Source organism: Fundicoccus sp. Sow4_D5, from assembly GCF_052116365.1.
GTDB lineage: Bacteria > Bacillota > Bacilli > Lactobacillales > Aerococcaceae > Fundicoccus.
Map to the genome: position 1 here is coordinate 658,383 of NZ_JBQKLF010000001.1, position 17,609 is coordinate 675,991.

The window sequence follows — 17,609 nt, forward strand, 5'->3', positions numbered from 1 at the left end:
ATAGTTCATTCACTTCAATATTTCCACAAAAAAAATCGTTCAAGCGCAAGAGCGTTGAACAATTTCTTATTAAAAATACTATTATTTGGAAAAAGACCAATAAGCGATGCCATCTTGTATCATGTATTCTTCGTCATGACCGACTAAACTCGCTTGGCTTGTCGCATCATCATTAGGATCATTGATATAAACCATTCCGTCCTCATAACCTCGAATCACCATGACGTGACCAATCGAAGAGAAATAACCAGGATTAATCCCAACAACCACAGGATTACCTGCTTCAACTTCTTCCATTGCTTCATGGAAATCATAAAACTCTTTGACTTTGTAGCCTCTTTCTTTACCAAAAGCTTCATAAATCGTAAAGGCTGTTCCCGCATAAGTCACATAATGGTCTAAACCAGCCCAGTCTGCAATCTCGCCTGGATCGATTGTTTCATTTTGAAAATAGCTGTCAACCATTGCTAGAGAAACGACGGCACAGCCGTTCGCCGCAATAATGCTCCCACTATCATCGCCATATGTATCAAACGCCCAACGGAAATCTTTTTGATTCATCAACGGGACATTGATTTGTTCAACACCCTTCAATAGAATATTTTCAGCTGGTTTCATATTATAAATAAACAAGGGAATAAAGCCAGTCTGTTTATATTGGTTAATGCCTTTATAAAGTGCCATTCTATCTAAATCATCTCTTGCTTGAATATCCACCCTCGTTGAAGTGGCTAAAGTGGCTTCTTCTGTCATTGACTCCTCACTTACAGGCAACTGTTCAACAACGTCATCAATCACATTCAAACGGTCTGTCACTAAACCATCACTAACTAATCGCCATACGCCTAGTATTAAAACCGTAAAGAGAAGCAAGACGACCGCTACCGACCTGATTGTTTTGTATTTATTCTTTCTTGGTTTTCTATCTTTGTTCATTTAGATCTCCTTCTGGATTTATCATTTCATCCATCACCACAATTTTATACGCCTCATTCTTAAATAGCAATCAATTATAAAAAAAATAATGTTTTAATTTGGAGACGCCACCGTGGCTAGACACATTCTAACACTTTTATTACAAGCCAAAATACTTCTCTTTGGTCTACTTGTCTTTTATTGTATAATAGTCTATAGCATATTCACAAAAATAAGGCTGATGAAACGCTTATTAGCGTGTTAATCTAAGTTGATTCCGCTGTAATTCTATATTAGGTAGCAGTCCATAAAATGTAGTGATTACCATATAATTTATTGTTGGAGGCGATTTTTAGAGACTAACGAAGATCTGTTCATTAAAGAAATAACTTATAGTCATTACGCCTCACTTTCACCTGATTTACCCTCTCATCCTTTTAGATGGGAAACGGCGGCTTTAGCTTTATTGAATCTTACGGAAGAGCGATCGATTGCTTCGGTCTTGGACTCAATAAGTGTGGCGCATCAAATTGTCTACTTGTTTAAGGCCGAACGTATTCTCTACCAATGGACGAATATTACTGAAGAGACTTTAGCATTTATTGAAGAAAATTCCATCTCCGGCATTCGTTCTGTTGTTAGCACACTCATTCCTACAACTTCCAGTAGTCCAGCTAAACAATAATATACAATTAGATAAAATATAATCATTATCACTATAATATTAGAGGGGTATTTATCATTAAATAATTGAAACGTTCAGAAAGGAAAATAGAATGAAAGAAAAAATACTCGCTTATCGTTTTTACTTAGTCATAATCGCTCTAATGGCGTTCTTAATTAATGTTACTTTAGTCCCCTTAAATTTAAGAGAATTTGTATTCACTGGTATCATGGTCGTGATTTTTGCTTATAATTTGTTATGTTCTTTAATCAGATACTATCAAGAAGAAAATTCTTTTCATCTTTTGTCAGCTATTCTACAAGTGATCATTTTAGTAATGTATTTATCCGCTTACTTTTAATTATAAATTTTAACTAAATGTAGTAGGCCACTATGTGACGATTATTTGCTAACTTACTATCAAAACCATGAGAGTAAGCTCCTGTACTGTATGCTCAATGGCATATTTGAGCAGATGGGTTAAAATTAAACACACACCCTGTCATATTTGCGTCAGGGTGTGTGTTTGTTCGCCTTAGAAGGCTTTGATTTTATTTTGTAATTTCGTAAAATAGAGTGTGCCATCGGCGTCTTGAGTCATTTCGACGCAGTGTGTGTGCCAGAGGTGCTCTAAGTGTGCCATTGTTTCGCCAGCTGCAAATATTTTTTGCGATTTCGGGAAGTCGTCCCAGTTGTCGGCTTTGATCCGCCAGCTAATCACGGCTGAAAGGTCACGGACTGTGTAGCCTTTGTCCTGTGTCATAGCGTCCAGTATCTCTTGCAAGCGCTCGTTATGATGCTCGATGAGTTCGCTCATGCGCTCATGAGGGTTGTGGATGATTTTACGATGTGTTGGTAAAATGACTTGAATATTCAATTGCTTTAATTTTTGGAGCGTGCCAACATAACTGCCTAGAATATCGACATGGTCAAAGCCCCAGAATGTGATATTGGGCGTGATGGGATCAAGGACTGTATCTGCACTCAACAGAACACCACTTGCTTCGTCATAAAAGCCAATGTGTCCTGGCGTGTGCCCAATTAGATCCAGCACTTTAAACTGATAATCGCCGATAATAAACTCATCGCCTGGTGTCAACGCTGTGAATTTAAAGGGTTCTGATGGCTGATTTAAAAAGCCTGGATTGTCATTATTGTCAATCTGGTCAGCTTGTAGGCCATAGAGATCTAACAAGTTATTGATTTGTTCCCAGTAATTGCCACTTATCATGTCATTCGTGTAATCACCATCTAGTTGGCTAGCAAAAATTTTGCAGCCTGCTCGTGAAAACAGATGCACAAGGCCTGTATGGTCCGAATGTAAATGAGTTAAAACAACTTCCACGTTCTTAAGTTCGATATCTAGTTCTTTTAAACCAGCGAGCAGTTCCCTTTCTGACTGCGGATTATTGAAGCCAGTATCAAACAAGACGGCACGATTTTTGTCTTTTACAACATAAGCATTAATCAATCTTAATGGACTGTTTGGTAAAGTGACCCCAAACGAGTAAATATTCTTTGCAACTTCTTGAATCAAATTTCCCACCCCTATAGTATACGCTTTCATAAAGTGTAGTAGAGTTACGTTTGAAAGTAAATACTCCTGACATTACAATAACTACCGTTAAGTATTAACTAATCTTATAGAAAAAGCAGCCCGCTTAATAGACAGGCTGCTCTTATTTATTCAGTCGGCTTCTCTTAGAATAACTTTCCCATTCACGGCGTCGATTTGGATGGCATCTTTTCCATCTCCGAGCGTCTTTTTGAAATCAGAGAAAGTTGCGGACATTGTATCTCCTAGTACCTCAAAGCGACCATTTACGAATTCGAAATCTAACTCAGCATTAAATGTTTCGAAGATCAATTCGATTTCCCCATTGATAAAGTCAACCGCCATTGGATAGGTTTCCTCGCCACTTAAAAAGAGTTTAACATTGGGTCCATCAAATTCGAATTTAGTGAGCGTTCCTTTTGCTTTTATTTCACCATTCACTAAGTCAACATTAACAGATAATTTTTCGGTTTCGGGTACCGTCACAACCACTCGCGAAGTTAAGGTTGTAAAGAAAGATTTAAAATTATTTTTCCAGTCTTTCTCATTTAATACGACTTGTTTCTTGTCAGTGGACAAGTTGAAAACATCATCAAATTTTAAGTCTTCTTGTGAAACATAAACTTCTAGCTTGTAGGTGTTTCCTTCTTGAATTTCGATATAAGAGGACACTAAGTCAATTTTTAGCTCGGCGAAAGCCTCTAAATCTCCGCTTTCATATAGTAAATTTGTAGGTAAGTCATCAGTTGCGGAATCATTGACTGCTTGTGCATCGACATGAATCATAGGTATAAATATGGTAAATAAGCTCAGTATGATTCATAACTTTGATATAAATTTCATATAGATCCCCCTTTCTTTCCTGATGTGTCATTATATTTATTGATACACCCAGTAATTAATTGATTCCGTAAGTAACAGCTCGTCTGAAAACGTTTGGGCATAGTGATTCTTTTCTGGTGAGTCATCAGGATCAAACACAACAATCTCACCGCTGTCATCTGTCATTAAGACCATTATGTGGCCGACATCTGTGAAGTAGCCAGGTTTAACTGAAACTAAAACAGGATAGCCTAATGTTATATAATGCTTGGCCGTTGCGAAATCATTACCTAAATCTTGTGCGGTCAAACCAATCGCATGAGCATAATCTGAGAAAATACTCCACATGGTTCCTTGTCCAGGCAAATAATAATAATTTTGAGCCCAGCCGAGTATTTCCACAGGTTCAATCAAACGGTCCTGCCAATATGAACCCACCATCGCCAATGATGCGAGTGCGCATCCATTGATTCCTAAAAAATTATCTCTTTCATCCGTCCCATATGACTCATAATACCAACGTTCATCCGTTTGTAAAATCAAAGGCATTGGTTGCTGACTAGCTTCTAAATATTGATTAGCTTCTTCGACAAATTCTTCTGTGACTACAAAGGGCTGATGCTTTAACCGAGTCAACGGTGATACTGTCAACCAGTTACGGTTACTTCCTAACCAACATGCAACAATTCCTAATAAAACAAACAAGTAAGCAATATAATGTCTTCCTTGTTTGTTCGAACGGTTGGACTGCCTCCTTTTTCTAAACATAGCTTTCCTCTTTTCCCACACTGTCATCTTTCCTCCACAATACCATCTCTAGTTGATATGAGAATCCTTCTTAGGTCCTAACAATTTAGTTCTAATCGAATGCTACTAAAAAAGGTGTCATTCACTAGCGTTTCGAACGATTTACAAGAGCGGATGCTGTAATAAATTCGTCTCGAAGCGCAGCCAACGACACCGGTTTGTTATGCCTTTAAGCATGACAAGCATTTGGTTATCTAAAATGAGGTGAATAAGCCTTATACATATAAGCTCTTATAGTAAAAAATAGAAGCAGAAGAAGCCTCTGTTACCTCAAAACTTAAGTTAACTTAACCAAGCATCTATTAATATGCTTTCTTTTGCACTAACAGTTGCTTTTTGACCATTGGTAATCAAAGGCCTTTTTATTAACATGCCGTTTTCATGTAACAAGGACACTACTTCATCATTACTCATCTCAGCTAGTTTGTCTTTCAATTCCATTTCACGATACAAGTTTCCTGACGTATTGATAATCTTTTTCACTAGTCCGCCATTGGCATCAACCGCCAATTGTATGACCTCTTTTGCTGGAGGCGTCTCACGAATATCAATAACATCTCCCATTGCAATGCCTTCTGCCTTCAAATAGTTAGCTGCTTTTTTGGTGGTTGAACAGTGACCCAAACCATAAATCTTTAACATATTATTTGTCTCCTTTTTATATCTGTCTTCAGTAATGATTATAATCTATCCATAGTAAACATGAAGTGCACTAAACAAAGATAAGTACCCAGTCTAAGTACCCTAGTGTACCTTAATGTGAATCACTCACATTAAAATTTTAATTGAAACAATCCTTTTCTAAAACTCCCAACAAAGTAAGCTTGTTTATTTATAAATCAATCTATAATCTAACACATCGTTTGTTTAAGTCATGGATCAATTCTTTTTTGTTTTCAGGTGATACTTTCACACTCCCTAAAAAAGAATTAGTATAAACAATTTCAAGCTCATCTCTTGACGACACTATTTTATATCCGGTAAAAATTTCTTTTGACCTTAATATCTTTGTGATATTCTCAAATGGAATTCGGCTTTTAAAAGGACCACCTTTTACAAATAAATGATCGTGTTCAAAATCATTTAATTGAAAAAGAAGCCCATAAGACTAAAGCAATCGTAATGATAAAGAGCGCTAACCATATGAATACTGTGATTAAATCATTTTTAAAGCTTTCAAAGTATAAGGGGAGAATGGCTAAAGCTACAATAATTAATACCTCTAACACTGTCGATGTTACGTAGAATATATCTACTTTTGCTTTAAATATCATACTTTCCTTACGTTGGAAAATCACTAAAACTGGATTACTCCATCTCATAAAGTTAAATCCTCACAATTTAGTATAGTACAAACCCAACACACTATCAAAATACTGCTCCAAATCAATTGTGAAAAACACTTGTTCCAAAGGCAAAGCATTAGAGCATTCACAGCGTCTATACACTTTCTTAAAGGCTTACTCAAACTCGGTCAATCGGACTGTCATTTACGGCCACTTTTAAGCATTGTTTTAATAAAACTAAATATTCTTCTGCAATCGGTCGTAAACGATGCAGATTGCTCGTGATAAAGCCGAGCTCAATTTCTTCACTCGACACTAACGGTCTCGCAATAATCGTCTCCCCATTTAAATCAGCATTAATGATTCCAGAACTAATGGTATAACCATTTAAGCCAATGGCTAAATTAAATAAGGTCGCTCGATCACTGACTGTAATTGTTTTAGGCGAAGCATGATCCGCCAATACTTCTTCCCAGAAATAAAAGGAATTATTAGTTCCTTGTTCATAACTGAGTTTTGGATAAGGTAACAAATCCTCTAATTCAATAGAAGCATAAGTTGCCAAAGGATGATTTTTATAGATAAACACATGTGGCTTCACTTTAATCAATGAAGTAAAGGTCAATTGATGTTTCTTCAATTCTGCATTGATCACTTGATGATTATAGTGACTGCGATAAATTATACCAATCTCACTTTTTAAATTGGCAACATCTTCAATCACTTCATAAGTACGCAGTTCCTTAAGAGAGGCTTGATATTCCTGATGATCAAAGGCCTTTAACAAACGGACAAAAGCATCAACAACAAAGGCATAGTGTTGACCTGCCACACTAAATATTTGTTGGGGGGTTTCATCTTCTTTAAAACGCCGATTCAAGAGATTTATCTGCTCTAATATTTGGCGAGCATAAGATAAAAACTCCTCTCCTTGAGCAGTTAGAGCTACCCCCTTTTGACTGCGATTCAATAAAATCACATTCATTTCCTCTTCTAATTCTTTAATGGCGTGTGATAAAGACGGCTGAGAAATATATAATTCACTGGCTGCTTGAGTAATTGACGTTGATTCTGCAACCTTAACCAAATACTCTAATTGTCTAATCCGCATAAAACTCCCCCTTTTTAGTCCATAGTTAAAAACTATGAAAGTTGACTTAAAATAGATATTGTTAATAAGTCTATTTTTATTCTACACTATGAGAAACAAATTAAAAAGGGGTTAACTTTCATGACTGAAACTAAACAAAGAAGCACTCGATTTTTAACGGTAGGCTCACTCCTACGTCCAGAAGATTTATTGGCTTATAAAGCACAAATTGAACATCGTGATGATATTCACTATCCCTTCTATCAGGAATTCGCTGGTTATAAAGAAACGGAAGATCAAGCAGTAGCAGCTGTCGTCGATCAACAAGTCAAATTGGAATTTCCAGAAATAACGGATGGTGAATTTTCTAAATCACTTTGGCATTTAGACTTTGTCTGGGGCTTAAAGGGCGTTCGTCGCTACATCGCAGATAAAGGTTACTTTTTTAGAGACCTTGACGAAACTGCTCATTATGAAACGCGTAAAGATATCGGAATCGAAATTCAAGACAATTTAAGCGGTCATAAACACACCTTTATCGATCATTTTAATCGCTTGAAAGAACAGGCACCAGAAAGTGCCAAACTTAAGCAGTGTATCCCTTCTCCTTCGCATATTTATGGTGAGTTGAGCATGCGTGAAGGCATTATTGGTGGACAAGTCTATGACACAGATGAAGCCTTTAGACAGGATATCGTCAAAGCCTACAAAGAATTTTTAGATGAATTCGCCGCAACTGGCGGAACAATTATTCAATTTGATGACTGCTTGTGGGAATTGTTCGCAGAAGATAATCCAAATAGTCCTTTCAATGGTCAAGAGATTGACCAGTCTGCCATGGTTGGTTTGGCGCAAAAATTCATTGATTTAAACAATGAGGTCATTGCTCATGGCCATTCACTTGGCTTAAAAGTTTATACGCATAATTGTCGAGGGAATTACGACTCACGTAACATGGGCGCTGGGAGCTACAGTGCGATTGCTCATTTGTTTTTAGAAAAACAAGATTACGATCGATTCTATTTAGAATGGGATGACGAACGAGCAGGTGATTTGAGTGCTTTGGAAGTCTTTAAGCATAAACCAGAAACTGAAGTGGTAATTGGTCTACTCTCAAGTAAAACAAACACGCTGGAAAACGAAGAAAAAATCAAAGCACAATTAGAAGAAGCAACCCAATATATTTCTAAAGACAAACTCTTCTTGTCACATCAATGTGGTTTCGCTTCATGTGATGGTGGTAATGAATTAAGCATTAATGATCAATGGGATAAAATTAAACAAGGACAAGCGATTGCCTTTGATTTTTGGGGCGAATAACATTAGACTATCCATCGAGTGAGCGACGCTTACTCGATGGATTTTTGTAAGATAAAGGATCATACATTTTACGAAAAATCGCTTCCAGCTCTATTTCGTCCATCGAATGGATACAATGCATAACGGACCAGATGATTCTCTAGTTACATTCCATTCTAATTGTCTAAGATAGAAGTAATATACTGAACAGAAAAATTTATACAGGCTGAAAATGCATCGTTATATATGATTCACTCACCCAATAGTACTAGCTAATAAACGGTTAACTCATCGATTTTGTTTAAGTGTTGCCTCAAGTCAAAAATACACCACCAGAAAGAGAGTTTTCATTCTCTTTCTGGTGGTGTTTTATATTCAATTTATAACACTCGTTTAATGACTTGTTAATTCAATAAATTGATCCACATAATCATCAATTCCCTGAAGAGCCATTCTCCAGAAATCAACGTTCGTCACATCAATATCCATGACCGCTGCTGTTTCTTCAACGGATGCGACTGTCGTTTTAGTTAACAATTCACCATATTGCTCGACAAAATTTTCAGGTTCTCGTAAATAACGCTCATATAAGCCACGTGAGAACAAGCCTCCGAAAGCGTAAGGGAAGTTGTAAAAACTTAAGCCAGATGAATAATAATGAGACTTATTAATCCACATATAAGGATGCAAGGTGTTTTCATCTAAGCCATCACCATAAGCTTCTTTTTGAGCGTTTAACATTAAATCTGCCAATTGTGGTGCAAACATAAAGCTTGCTTGACGCTTATCGAAGACAGCCGTTTCAAACAAGTAACGTGAATAAATATCCACGATAATTTGTGTCACATCTTGTAGGTATTGTTCAATGACCGCTACTTTTTCATCATCAGTAGCCGCTTCAGCTAGTAAATGATTGATCAGGATCGCTTCATTAAACGTTGAGGCTGTTTCTGCCACTGGCATTGAATAACTCCAGTTTAACGGACGATGTGATTGGATTTTAGTTCCGTGATAAGCATGCCCTAACTCGTGAGCGATTGTTAAGACGTTATTTAATGTACCGTCAAAGTTTAACATGATTCTTGATTGACTAATAAACGGTAGATTAGCACAAAAAGCACCACCACGTTTACCTTTACGAGGATAGAAATCCATGTAGTTTTTTTCATAGAATACTGCGGTCATTTCTGCTAAATCAGGCGCGAATTGAGAGAACTTATCCACTAAATAAGTTTTCGTTTCTTCAACCGTAAAAGTTTGACTTGATTCGCCCATTGGTGCGAATAAATCGTAAAATGGCAGACCATCTTTATGTCCTAACACACGCGCTTTATGTTTAAGGTAACGGCGGAAAGTTGGTAAAGATTCTTTAATCGCCGTTAATAATGCATCTAACGTTTCTTCGCTCATTCGCGATTGAATTAATGTCTGCTCTAATGGACTCGAATAACCACGCATTTCACTGACATCTAACACTTGTGATTTTATATTATTCAATGAGAAAGCTATAGGATCTTTCAATTGATCATATAAAGCCAATTCCACCTGATACGCTTCACGTCTGACGTCTGCTTCTTTTGCATAAGCCAAGTTACGTAATTCACTTAAGGTTTTATTTTCGCCACGAAAGTCCGCTTCAGCTTGAGACGTTAAAAAACCTTGCAAACTTGACCAAGCTTGCCCAGCTGAACGTCCTATTTTTGAAAGAGCTTCTTCAACTTCGTCACTTAATAAGTATTGGTGATGTTTCTTCATTTCTTTCAGATAAAAATCATAGTCTGCTAATTCAGGGTCCTGACTGGTATCAACAGTTATATCACCTAAAAAGCGATTCGTTTGTGCTTGTAATTTCGTTAACTGATTTAAGCGATTCGAAAGAACATTCTGGTAGTTAGTACTTTCTTCATCGGTTGCCTTGGTTGATAAATTTAAAGAAATGAAAGCTGATAAACGACGTGCCGTAATATACAATCTTTCTTTAACATCAATTACAGCTTTGACTGACTCTATCGTATCTTCCAAAGTTAAAACTGCCATCTCATCTTTAAAACCAGCTAACGAAGCTAAATCTTGTTGAAATGCCTCACTTTCATAGCTAGAATATAAATCATCTAATTGCCATTCGTACATTAAACCGCTCCTTTAAACGTAATACCTTCTATTATAATCCTGTTCATGCAAAAATACAAAGTACACCTCTCTTGTGAAAGGTGCACTTGTTAAGTAACGCTTATTCTACCACGACTTCTTGGGCATTAACGACTGCGCCTGCTTCTAAAGTTACCATGATAGCTGGTTTGACTGGGTTGTGCTCCTCATTGATTGAGAAGGTTCCTGTGACACCTACGAAATCAACCGTTTCAGCTAAAGCTTGACTGATTGCTTCTGGATCGGTAGATCCTGCTCTTTCAATTCCATCTACAAGGAAAGAAATCGCATCATAACCTAAGGCTGCAAATGTATCCGGGGCTTTACCAAATTTTTCCTCGTAAGCTTCAGCAAAGGCTACTGACGCTTCGTTTTCTAAAGAGGCATCATAATGTGTTGTATAATGAACATCGTAGGTATTCTCTGCACCTGCTAATTCAACAAAAGTATCACTTGCATAACCATCTGCTCCAACTACTGGTTGAGTAATGCCTAATTCACGGAAAGCTTTTACAAGTAAGCCAGTCTCAGTATAATAACCAGGCATGTAGATTGCATCGTACTCATAACTTAATGCTTTCGTTGCTAATGCTGTGAAATCTGTATCTCCTGAAGAATAAGCTTCTGTTGCCACCACTTCTCCGCCTAAACTTTCATATTGCTTAACAAAGGCATCGGCTAATCCTTGTGAATAATCTAAGGCATTATCAACGACTAACAATGTCTTCTTAGCCTCTAAAGTATCATGTACATAAACCGCCCCTGCTGTTCCTTGATAAGAATCTTCATAAGCTGTTCTAAATAAGTTCGTAACCGCCACACCATCCGCGTTAAGCGTTAAACCATCTCCAGTTGTTGCGGGTAAAACCGTTGGTTTACTGGATGTTTCGATTACAGGCTTAGCTGCATTGACTACACCAGATGCGTTGGGACCTAAATTTGCGACAACCCTATCGTCATCCGCTAAACGTGTTTGTAAAGAGACGCCTTCTGTTGTGTCAGTTTTATTGTCCAAGACTAACAATTCTAAAGGACGACCATCAAGAACGCCTCCTGAAGCATTGACTTGTTCAACGAATAATTCAAAAGCTTCAACAGCTGGGACACTATAAGGAGCTGCTGCACCCGTTAACTCTAAGTTCACACCTAATAATAATGACTCGCCAGTTGCCTCTTGAGCTGAAACGCTCCCGGATAATGGTGCCAAAACTGTCCCTGCAAGGGCTAAACCGGTTAATAATAATGTTTTTAATTTAGAATGTTTCATAATAATTTCTCCTTTTTATGTATGTATAGTTGTTTAGTAACTTACGGTTTGACTACTAAAGTGACGTCACCTAGACCAGTGTATTTAGCTGTATACGTTCCGGCTACTAAGCGTTCTGGTAAAACAAATGTTCCAGAAGAAACAAAACGACCTGCTGTTAACTTTTCTCCATTAGCTTCTAGTGCTTGGGCTAACCATTGGACTGAATTAACAGGATGTCCTAGCACTTCTGATGAATGCCCGCGTTTTACTTCTTTTCCATCCAAATACAAAACACCTTCCACGTCTGCCAATTGCTCATAGCTATACTTTTCTGCTTCTCCCCATGCTAGTGCACCATTGACCGCACCATCTGCGATAACTTCGTAAAAAGTCGTCTTGGGGAACCAATCATCATAACGACCATCTGGAACTTCTAAACCTGGTGCAACACGACATTTGTTCATTACTTCTTCTTTTGAATCGGATCCGTTAACTGTTTCATCCACTAAAAAAACTAACTCCACTTCAACAAGCGGTTCATTGTAATCGCTCAATGATAAAGACTGTTTGAACGTCACGTCGGTCATTTGGCCATATAATGGCGAATCACTTTTAAATAAATCTTGTGTTTCTTGACTCGTTAAACTAATTTTATAACCTTGATGTTGCTCACCATTGGCCTCTTTTAAAGCTAAAACCTCGTTTTGGACTTGGTAAGCATGTTCACGACTTTTGAGCGTTAAAGAACCTTTTTCTAGTGGTTGGTTATTCTGATAAGCTTTGAATAATTTTTCTGCTGGATTTGTCATGGAATCTTCCTTTCTGCTGAACTTTAGTTGTTACGTCTAATTAATTATCTAATGGAACTTTTTGGATCCAACCTTCTGGTGCAGGCTTATCACCAAATTGAATGCCCACTAATTCTTCATATAAAGCTTTCGTTAATGGCCCAGTCTGTGTTTCAGAGTGGAAGACATGTTTTTGATTATTATAAGTAATACTTCCTACCGGTGTGATGACTGCTGCTGTCCCCATCGCGCCCGCTTCTTTAAATTGGTCTAACTGATTTAAGTAAACATCCCCTTCTAATGTGCCAAGTCCTAAGCGTTCTTTGGCTAAGTAAAGTAGAGAGTACTTGGTAATACTTGGTAAAATTGAAGGTGACTTTGGTGTCACAAAAACATTGTCATGCGTAATTCCAAAGAAGTTTGCTGAACCAACTTCTTCAATCTTTGTATGAGTAGCTGGATCTAGAAAAATAGCATCCGCAAATTGCTTAGCACGCGCTTCTTTTCCTGCTTGAAAACTTGAGGCGTAATTTCCACCGACTTTAGCGGCGCCTGTTCCTCTTGGTGCGGCTCGGTCATAATCACTGACCATAAAGTTTGCCGGTTGTAAGCCTCCTTTGAAGTAAGGTCCAACTGGTGTCACATAAATACCAAAAACGGCCTCTGGACCTGGACCTACTCCGACTACAGCACCACTACCAAACAAGAAAGGTCTTAAATATAACGTAGCGCCCGTTGCGTAAGGTGGTACCCATTCTTCATTAGCTTGTACAACAGCTTTAGCGGCAGCCACAAAATCTTCGACCGGATAAGGCGGTAACATCACTTGGTCGGCTGAACGCATCATTCGCTCACCATTTTGATCAGGTCTAAACAGCTGAACACTTCCATCTTTCGTACGATACGCTTTTAAACCTTCAAAACATTGCTGACCTAAATGTAAAGCAGGTGATGCGTGACTAATTGTCACTGTATTCTCCGTCGTAATCTCTCCTGCGCTCCATTGACCCTCTTTGAAGTGGGCTCGAAATGCTTTTCCTGTTTCTATATAGTCAAAGCCTAAAGTTTCCCAATTTAAATCTGCCGGTGTTAATCTACTTGTCATTGTCTGTCATCCTCCATTTCAAAATAAAAAAAGCCTATTTAGATTAAAGAAAATAATCTAAACAGGCTTAAAAAAAACCGTATATTAAAAGAGAGCTGCACGCTACCCGTTTAGATTATTAGTCTATACGAGCAACACAAAATCTTAGCACGTATAGATACAAACTGAAAAGTTTTTTCGTGTTTGTATCTATACTGCGGATACAAACACTATCTAATAATGCTAATAATAATTGTTACATATTGAACTGTGTTTGAATTAAATTGTGTCATGTTCATCGCTCCAAATCTCTTTGATAAAAACATCTTAACAAGCAACAAATTAAAAGTCAACACAATCCTCTAATTATTTTTTAATTAATCGCACATTTCATAAAAAAAGCACCTGATAAAACAACCTTTCAGCGACCTAGATGTGTTATTGCTCCTATTTGGTCAACTAATTTTTTATTAAATGAGTGTCTGTTAAGTAAATGTGTATTTTCTAATATTTATTGTGGTCCCATGACTTGATGTGGCACGTAAGGTTCTTCAAGGTAGGCTATGTCATCGATTGTTAATTTAAAATCAATGGCTGCAACTGCATCATCCAAATAAGTCGTTTTTGTTGCGCCCACGATTGGAGCGGCTACTTCTGGTTTATTTAATAACCAAGCAAGCGAAACAGTTGCTGGTGCAATTTGATAATTGTTAGCCAGTTCATTCACACGTTTAACGATTTCATTATCAGTTTCCATAGTCGTGTCATATTTGGCACGAGCGATAAAATCAGTTTGATAACGTGGCGTTTCAGCATTTAACGTACGGGCAAGCCGACCAGCTGCTAAAGGACTATAAGGGGTGACAGCGATTTTAGCATCGGCGCAATATGGTAACATTTCCCGCTCTTCTTCACGGTAAAGTAAATTCAAGTGATTCTGCATCGAAACAAAGGAAGTGCACCCATTCTGACTTGCAACATGGTTGGCTTTTTGAAATTGCCAAGCATACATTGCAGATGCACCAATATAGCGAACTTTACCCATTCTCACTAAATCGTCAAGCACTTGCATGGTTTCTTCAATCGGCGTCTGGTAATCCCAGCGGTGAATAATATAGAGATCGATATAATCTGTTTCTAAACGACGTAGACTATTATCGATTTCTGTAAGAATTGCTTTACGCGATAGGCCCGCGCGATTAGGTTTATTAGCCATCGGGTTAAAGACTTTCGTGGCTAACACAATTTCATCACGTTTAGCATAGGCCTTTAAAGCACGACCTAGAAACTCCTCGCTACTACCATTCGTGTAGACATTGGCGGTATCGAAAAAATTGATGCCTAAATCAAGTGCATGTTTAACAATTTGCTTTGATTTAGTTTCATCGAGGACCCATTGGTGAATCCATTCTCCTTTGTCCTTTCCAAAGCCCATAGTGCCTAAACAAATTGGCGAAATATCTAAACCAGTGTGACCTAACTTTTTATATTCCATTGTTCCACCCCTATTTGATTTTTTTTAAGTATAGCACGTCTATTCCTTAAATGATTTCATTAACACTTGTAACAAGCCAGTCTTAATTGAAGTTTTCCACATAGCGCAACAAGATGTGCTTTCTCATAAATATAATGTATGCGCTACCAACCGGCGTGTGTTATTCTACAGTTAGATAAACAAGGAGTGAGCGCAATGAAAGAAAATACGATACTAAAAAAAATGAATGCCCAACAACAAGTCGTTGGAACCTTCTTCGAGACAAATGGGACGTCCATTGTAGAATGTGTGAGAATTGCCGGTTTAGTTTTTTATTGTTGATTTTGAGCATAGTATCTTTACAGCGGAATCACTTTTAGAAATTGTTCACCCTCTTTTTACAGAAGCCTTCCTTCGTATTTACAAAGCTTGTCGCGCACATGATAAAACCACTTTTATTTTTGGAGCGAATACTCAGCAGGCGCGTACTTATAAAGAATATGGCTTTGATGCGATTACTTGTAGTATGGATGCTTCTTTAATGATTCAAGCTTTTAAAGATATGTTAGAAACAGTTAAAGAAGACTCATTCTGAATGTATCGATAAAACAAGAAAAAAAACGTGCCAAAGTAAACTGATGAATCAGCTCACTCTGGCACGTTTATTTGTTTTACTGTTTGTTTTCTAAGTCTTATTGATTCACAATCGATTCAAAGCCAGCTTGTAACTCCATATTTTCTGTTGGGGAAAAATGGATTAAACCGTCTGGCATTCCTTGGTTTTGTTGACTATTTAAAACGACGGCCGCCCCATCTACTATGGCAAAAAGATAAAAGTGTGCACCAGCCGGTGCATTTGGATTGGCTTCATAGAAGTGTGTGACATCATTGTAAGCTGCGACAATAACATATTCGCCAGCTTGGCTCGCTTCACCTGTAGGTGACCAGTTAGCCGCAACAGCTGTGTCATTCACTCCAAGAATAGGTAACACATCGGTTGGAAAAGCGACTCCATACATGTCGCCTGGCGAATCAGGTGTAAAACTTTCATAGGTCTGTTCCATGCCATCCCCCCAAGTTACCATAAGGTCTGCTAATTGTGACGCTTTGCTTTCGTCCCATAGAGCTTGTCCTATTGCTTCATCTTCTGGTTCTTCTACTAGGTCTTCTTCGTTACTAGCATCCACATCCGACTCGTCTTCAGTTACTGAACTATCTTCAAGAATTTCAAAAGTTGATGTATCAACACGGTAGTCTACCATCGGTACATCTGGATAAGCCTCTTCACCTTCATATACCGTTATTAAGACACCTTCTGGTGTTTTTTCAAATCTTAAGAAGCGCTCGCCGCCTTCATTATCAAGTTGGCTTAAGACTATGACAGACTCTTCATTTTCGACTTCTTGCCATTGATCACGTTCATAATGTTCTAAATTGGTGTCATCTGCTGATGGACCATCGATAAAGGTCGCTTCCCAAAAGTCAATTGCTTGTTCTAACGTCCAAGTGAAGCCAGTTGAAGCATCAATTTGTGCTGTCGTTCCTTCATTTTTAGCTGTTTCTATTGCGGCATATTCAGTAACAAACGTTATAAATTGCGTCGCTAATTCTTCTGTTAATTCTATGTCATGTTCAGCTGCAAATTCCTCTAACACCGCTAAAGTTAAGTCATTGAATACCGCTTCAGTAGGTTTTTCTTCCGCTTGGAAAGCCTCGTTAACAGCTAACTTTAAGGCTGTTTGTAATTGGCTAATCTGTTCAATTGTTAAATGGCTTGTCTCTTCTATCTCTGTTACTAGTTTAATTTCTTTCTGGGCTACTTGAACAGCCTCGGGATTGAGGGCTAAGTCATTCTCATCATAAATGGCATAGACACCCGTTAAGGCACCTTCACCGGTCACAGCTTCCACTGCGGCAATCTTAATCAATACATCCATGGCTCCTGCAGTAATGGCTGCTTGTTGATAAGTTTGTGCTGCAACCGACGTAATGGTATCCGGTGTTACAATCTGTACTTGGACTCCATACCCTTCTTCACGTGGTTCAATAACTGCACTTGAAAAGACTTGCGTTTCTACTGTCGACCCATCGGCTAAATATTGATTGATTAACGCCCCATCAATGGACATCATCTGTTGATCAGATGTATCACTCGCTCGTAGTAAAGCGAGTGTATTCTGTCTTTGTTCATCATTTAATGATGCTCCTAAAGCAACTTCGCTCTGGCTCAAGCGTTCATTAAGCCCCTCGGCTTGTTCTTCTTGGGCATAAATAATTGCAGCAGTTGACAAGGGTGCTACCATCGTTCCTATTCCTAAAGTCGTCGCTAATAATAAAACGGACTGTTTTCTTCGCTTCTTCATTAAAAAAATCCCCTTCCTCAATCTAACTTCCACCAACAGTTTTACTCTAATTTCATCCTACAAAG

Annotated in this window: 17 protein-coding genes and 1 pseudogene; 4 read left to right on the forward strand and 14 right to left on the reverse strand. The window is 38.0% G+C overall.

Translation table 11 applies throughout. The features are described 5' to 3' along the window. Window positions 1-81: 81 nt before the first annotated feature. Complete coding sequence (locus ACTQ45_RS03120) at window positions 82-936, reverse strand: C39 family peptidase (RefSeq protein WP_441762937.1); 855 nt, start codon at window positions 934-936, stop codon at window positions 82-84. 445 nt (window positions 937-1,381) lie between these two features. On the opposite strand from ACTQ45_RS03120, the gene ACTQ45_RS03125 reads away from it, so the two are divergent. Beyond that, a complete protein-coding gene (locus ACTQ45_RS03125) occupies window positions 1,382-1,600 on the forward strand; it encodes a hypothetical protein (RefSeq protein ID WP_441762938.1) in 219 nt (72 codons plus the stop codon). A gap of 91 nt (window positions 1,601-1,691) precedes the next feature. Then, window positions 1,692-1,940, forward strand: coding sequence for a hypothetical protein (locus ACTQ45_RS03130; RefSeq protein WP_441762939.1), 249 nt, complete (start codon window positions 1,692-1,694; stop codon window positions 1,938-1,940). 174 nt (window positions 1,941-2,114) lie between these two features. On the opposite strand, the gene ACTQ45_RS03135 is transcribed toward ACTQ45_RS03130, so the two are convergent. The 7 genes and pseudogenes from ACTQ45_RS03135 to ACTQ45_RS03165 form a co-directional block, all read right to left on the reverse strand. Further along, window positions 2,115-3,116 carry an MBL fold metallo-hydrolase gene (locus ACTQ45_RS03135; protein WP_441762940.1) on the reverse strand — a complete coding sequence of 334 codons (1,002 nt, stop codon included), beginning with the start codon at window positions 3,114-3,116 and terminating at the stop codon, window positions 2,115-2,117. Window positions 3,117-3,266: 150 nt separating this feature from the next. Beyond that, window positions 3,267-3,920, reverse strand: coding sequence for a DUF4097 family beta strand repeat-containing protein (locus ACTQ45_RS03140; protein ID WP_441762941.1), 654 nt, complete (start codon window positions 3,918-3,920; stop codon window positions 3,267-3,269). 93 nt (window positions 3,921-4,013) lie between these two features. Then, entirely contained in the window at window positions 4,014-4,724 is a 711-nt protein-coding gene (locus ACTQ45_RS03145; RefSeq protein WP_441762942.1) for a C39 family peptidase, read from the reverse strand. Window positions 4,725-5,045: 321 nt separating this feature from the next. Next, window positions 5,046-5,405, reverse strand: a complete 360-nt coding sequence (locus tag ACTQ45_RS03150; RefSeq protein ID WP_441762943.1) for a Spx/MgsR family RNA polymerase-binding regulatory protein — start codon at window positions 5,403-5,405, stop codon at window positions 5,046-5,048. 202 nt (window positions 5,406-5,607) lie between these two features. Further along, window positions 5,608-5,826: pseudogene (locus ACTQ45_RS03155) on the reverse strand (PH domain-containing protein); the annotation flags it as partial. A 16-nt stretch (window positions 5,827-5,842) separates the two neighbouring features. After that, window positions 5,843-6,085, reverse strand: coding sequence for a hypothetical protein (locus ACTQ45_RS03160; RefSeq protein WP_441762944.1), 243 nt, complete (start codon window positions 6,083-6,085; stop codon window positions 5,843-5,845). 142 nt (window positions 6,086-6,227) lie between these two features. Beyond that, window positions 6,228-7,160, reverse strand: a complete 933-nt coding sequence (locus tag ACTQ45_RS03165) for a LysR family transcriptional regulator (protein ID WP_441762945.1) — start codon at window positions 7,158-7,160, stop codon at window positions 6,228-6,230. Window positions 7,161-7,280: 120 nt separating this feature from the next. On the opposite strand from ACTQ45_RS03165, the gene ACTQ45_RS03170 reads away from it, so the two are divergent. Beyond that, window positions 7,281-8,459, forward strand: a complete 1,179-nt coding sequence (locus ACTQ45_RS03170) for a 5-methyltetrahydropteroyltriglutamate--homocysteine methyltransferase (protein WP_441762946.1) — start codon at window positions 7,281-7,283, stop codon at window positions 8,457-8,459. A gap of 372 nt (window positions 8,460-8,831) precedes the next feature. Here ACTQ45_RS03170 and ACTQ45_RS03175 read toward each other — a convergent pair whose 3' ends face one another. The 5 genes from ACTQ45_RS03175 to ACTQ45_RS03195 all read right to left on the reverse strand — a co-directional run bounded on the left by ACTQ45_RS03175 (window position 8,832) and on the right by ACTQ45_RS03195 (window position 15,202). After that, window positions 8,832-10,568: a M3 family oligoendopeptidase gene (locus ACTQ45_RS03175; protein ID WP_441762947.1), complete on the reverse strand. Its 1,737-nt coding sequence runs from the start codon at window positions 10,566-10,568 to the stop codon at window positions 8,832-8,834. Window positions 10,569-10,668: 100 nt separating this feature from the next. After that, window positions 10,669-11,853 carry an ABC transporter substrate-binding protein gene (locus tag ACTQ45_RS03180; protein WP_441762948.1) on the reverse strand — a complete coding sequence of 395 codons (1,185 nt, stop codon included), beginning with the start codon at window positions 11,851-11,853 and terminating at the stop codon, window positions 10,669-10,671. Window positions 11,854-11,894: 41 nt separating this feature from the next. Next, the gene (locus tag ACTQ45_RS03185) at window positions 11,895-12,644 is read right to left on the reverse strand and encodes a 2-keto-4-pentenoate hydratase (RefSeq protein WP_441762949.1); all 750 of its coding nucleotides are present in this window, start codon (window positions 12,642-12,644) and stop codon (window positions 11,895-11,897) included. A 40-nt stretch (window positions 12,645-12,684) separates the two neighbouring features. Beyond that, window positions 12,685-13,728, reverse strand: a complete 1,044-nt coding sequence (locus ACTQ45_RS03190; protein WP_441750516.1) for a branched-chain amino acid aminotransferase — start codon at window positions 13,726-13,728, stop codon at window positions 12,685-12,687. Window positions 13,729-14,218: 490 nt separating this feature from the next. After that, window positions 14,219-15,202: an aldo/keto reductase gene (locus ACTQ45_RS03195; RefSeq protein ID WP_441750517.1), complete on the reverse strand. Its 984-nt coding sequence runs from the start codon at window positions 15,200-15,202 to the stop codon at window positions 14,219-14,221. Window positions 15,203-15,397: 195 nt separating this feature from the next. On the opposite strand from ACTQ45_RS03195, the gene ACTQ45_RS03200 reads away from it, so the two are divergent. Further along, window positions 15,398-15,523 (forward strand): hypothetical protein, encoded by a 126-nt coding sequence (locus ACTQ45_RS03200; protein WP_441750518.1) that lies wholly within the window; start codon window positions 15,398-15,400, stop codon window positions 15,521-15,523. Between the two features lie 350 nt (window positions 15,524-15,873). On the opposite strand, the gene ACTQ45_RS03205 is transcribed toward ACTQ45_RS03200, so the two are convergent. Then, on the reverse strand, window positions 15,874-17,544 hold the full coding sequence (locus tag ACTQ45_RS03205; RefSeq protein WP_441762950.1) for a DUF1002 domain-containing protein: 1,671 nt from the start codon (window positions 17,542-17,544) through the stop codon (window positions 15,874-15,876). Window positions 17,545-17,609 lie beyond the last annotated feature (65 nt).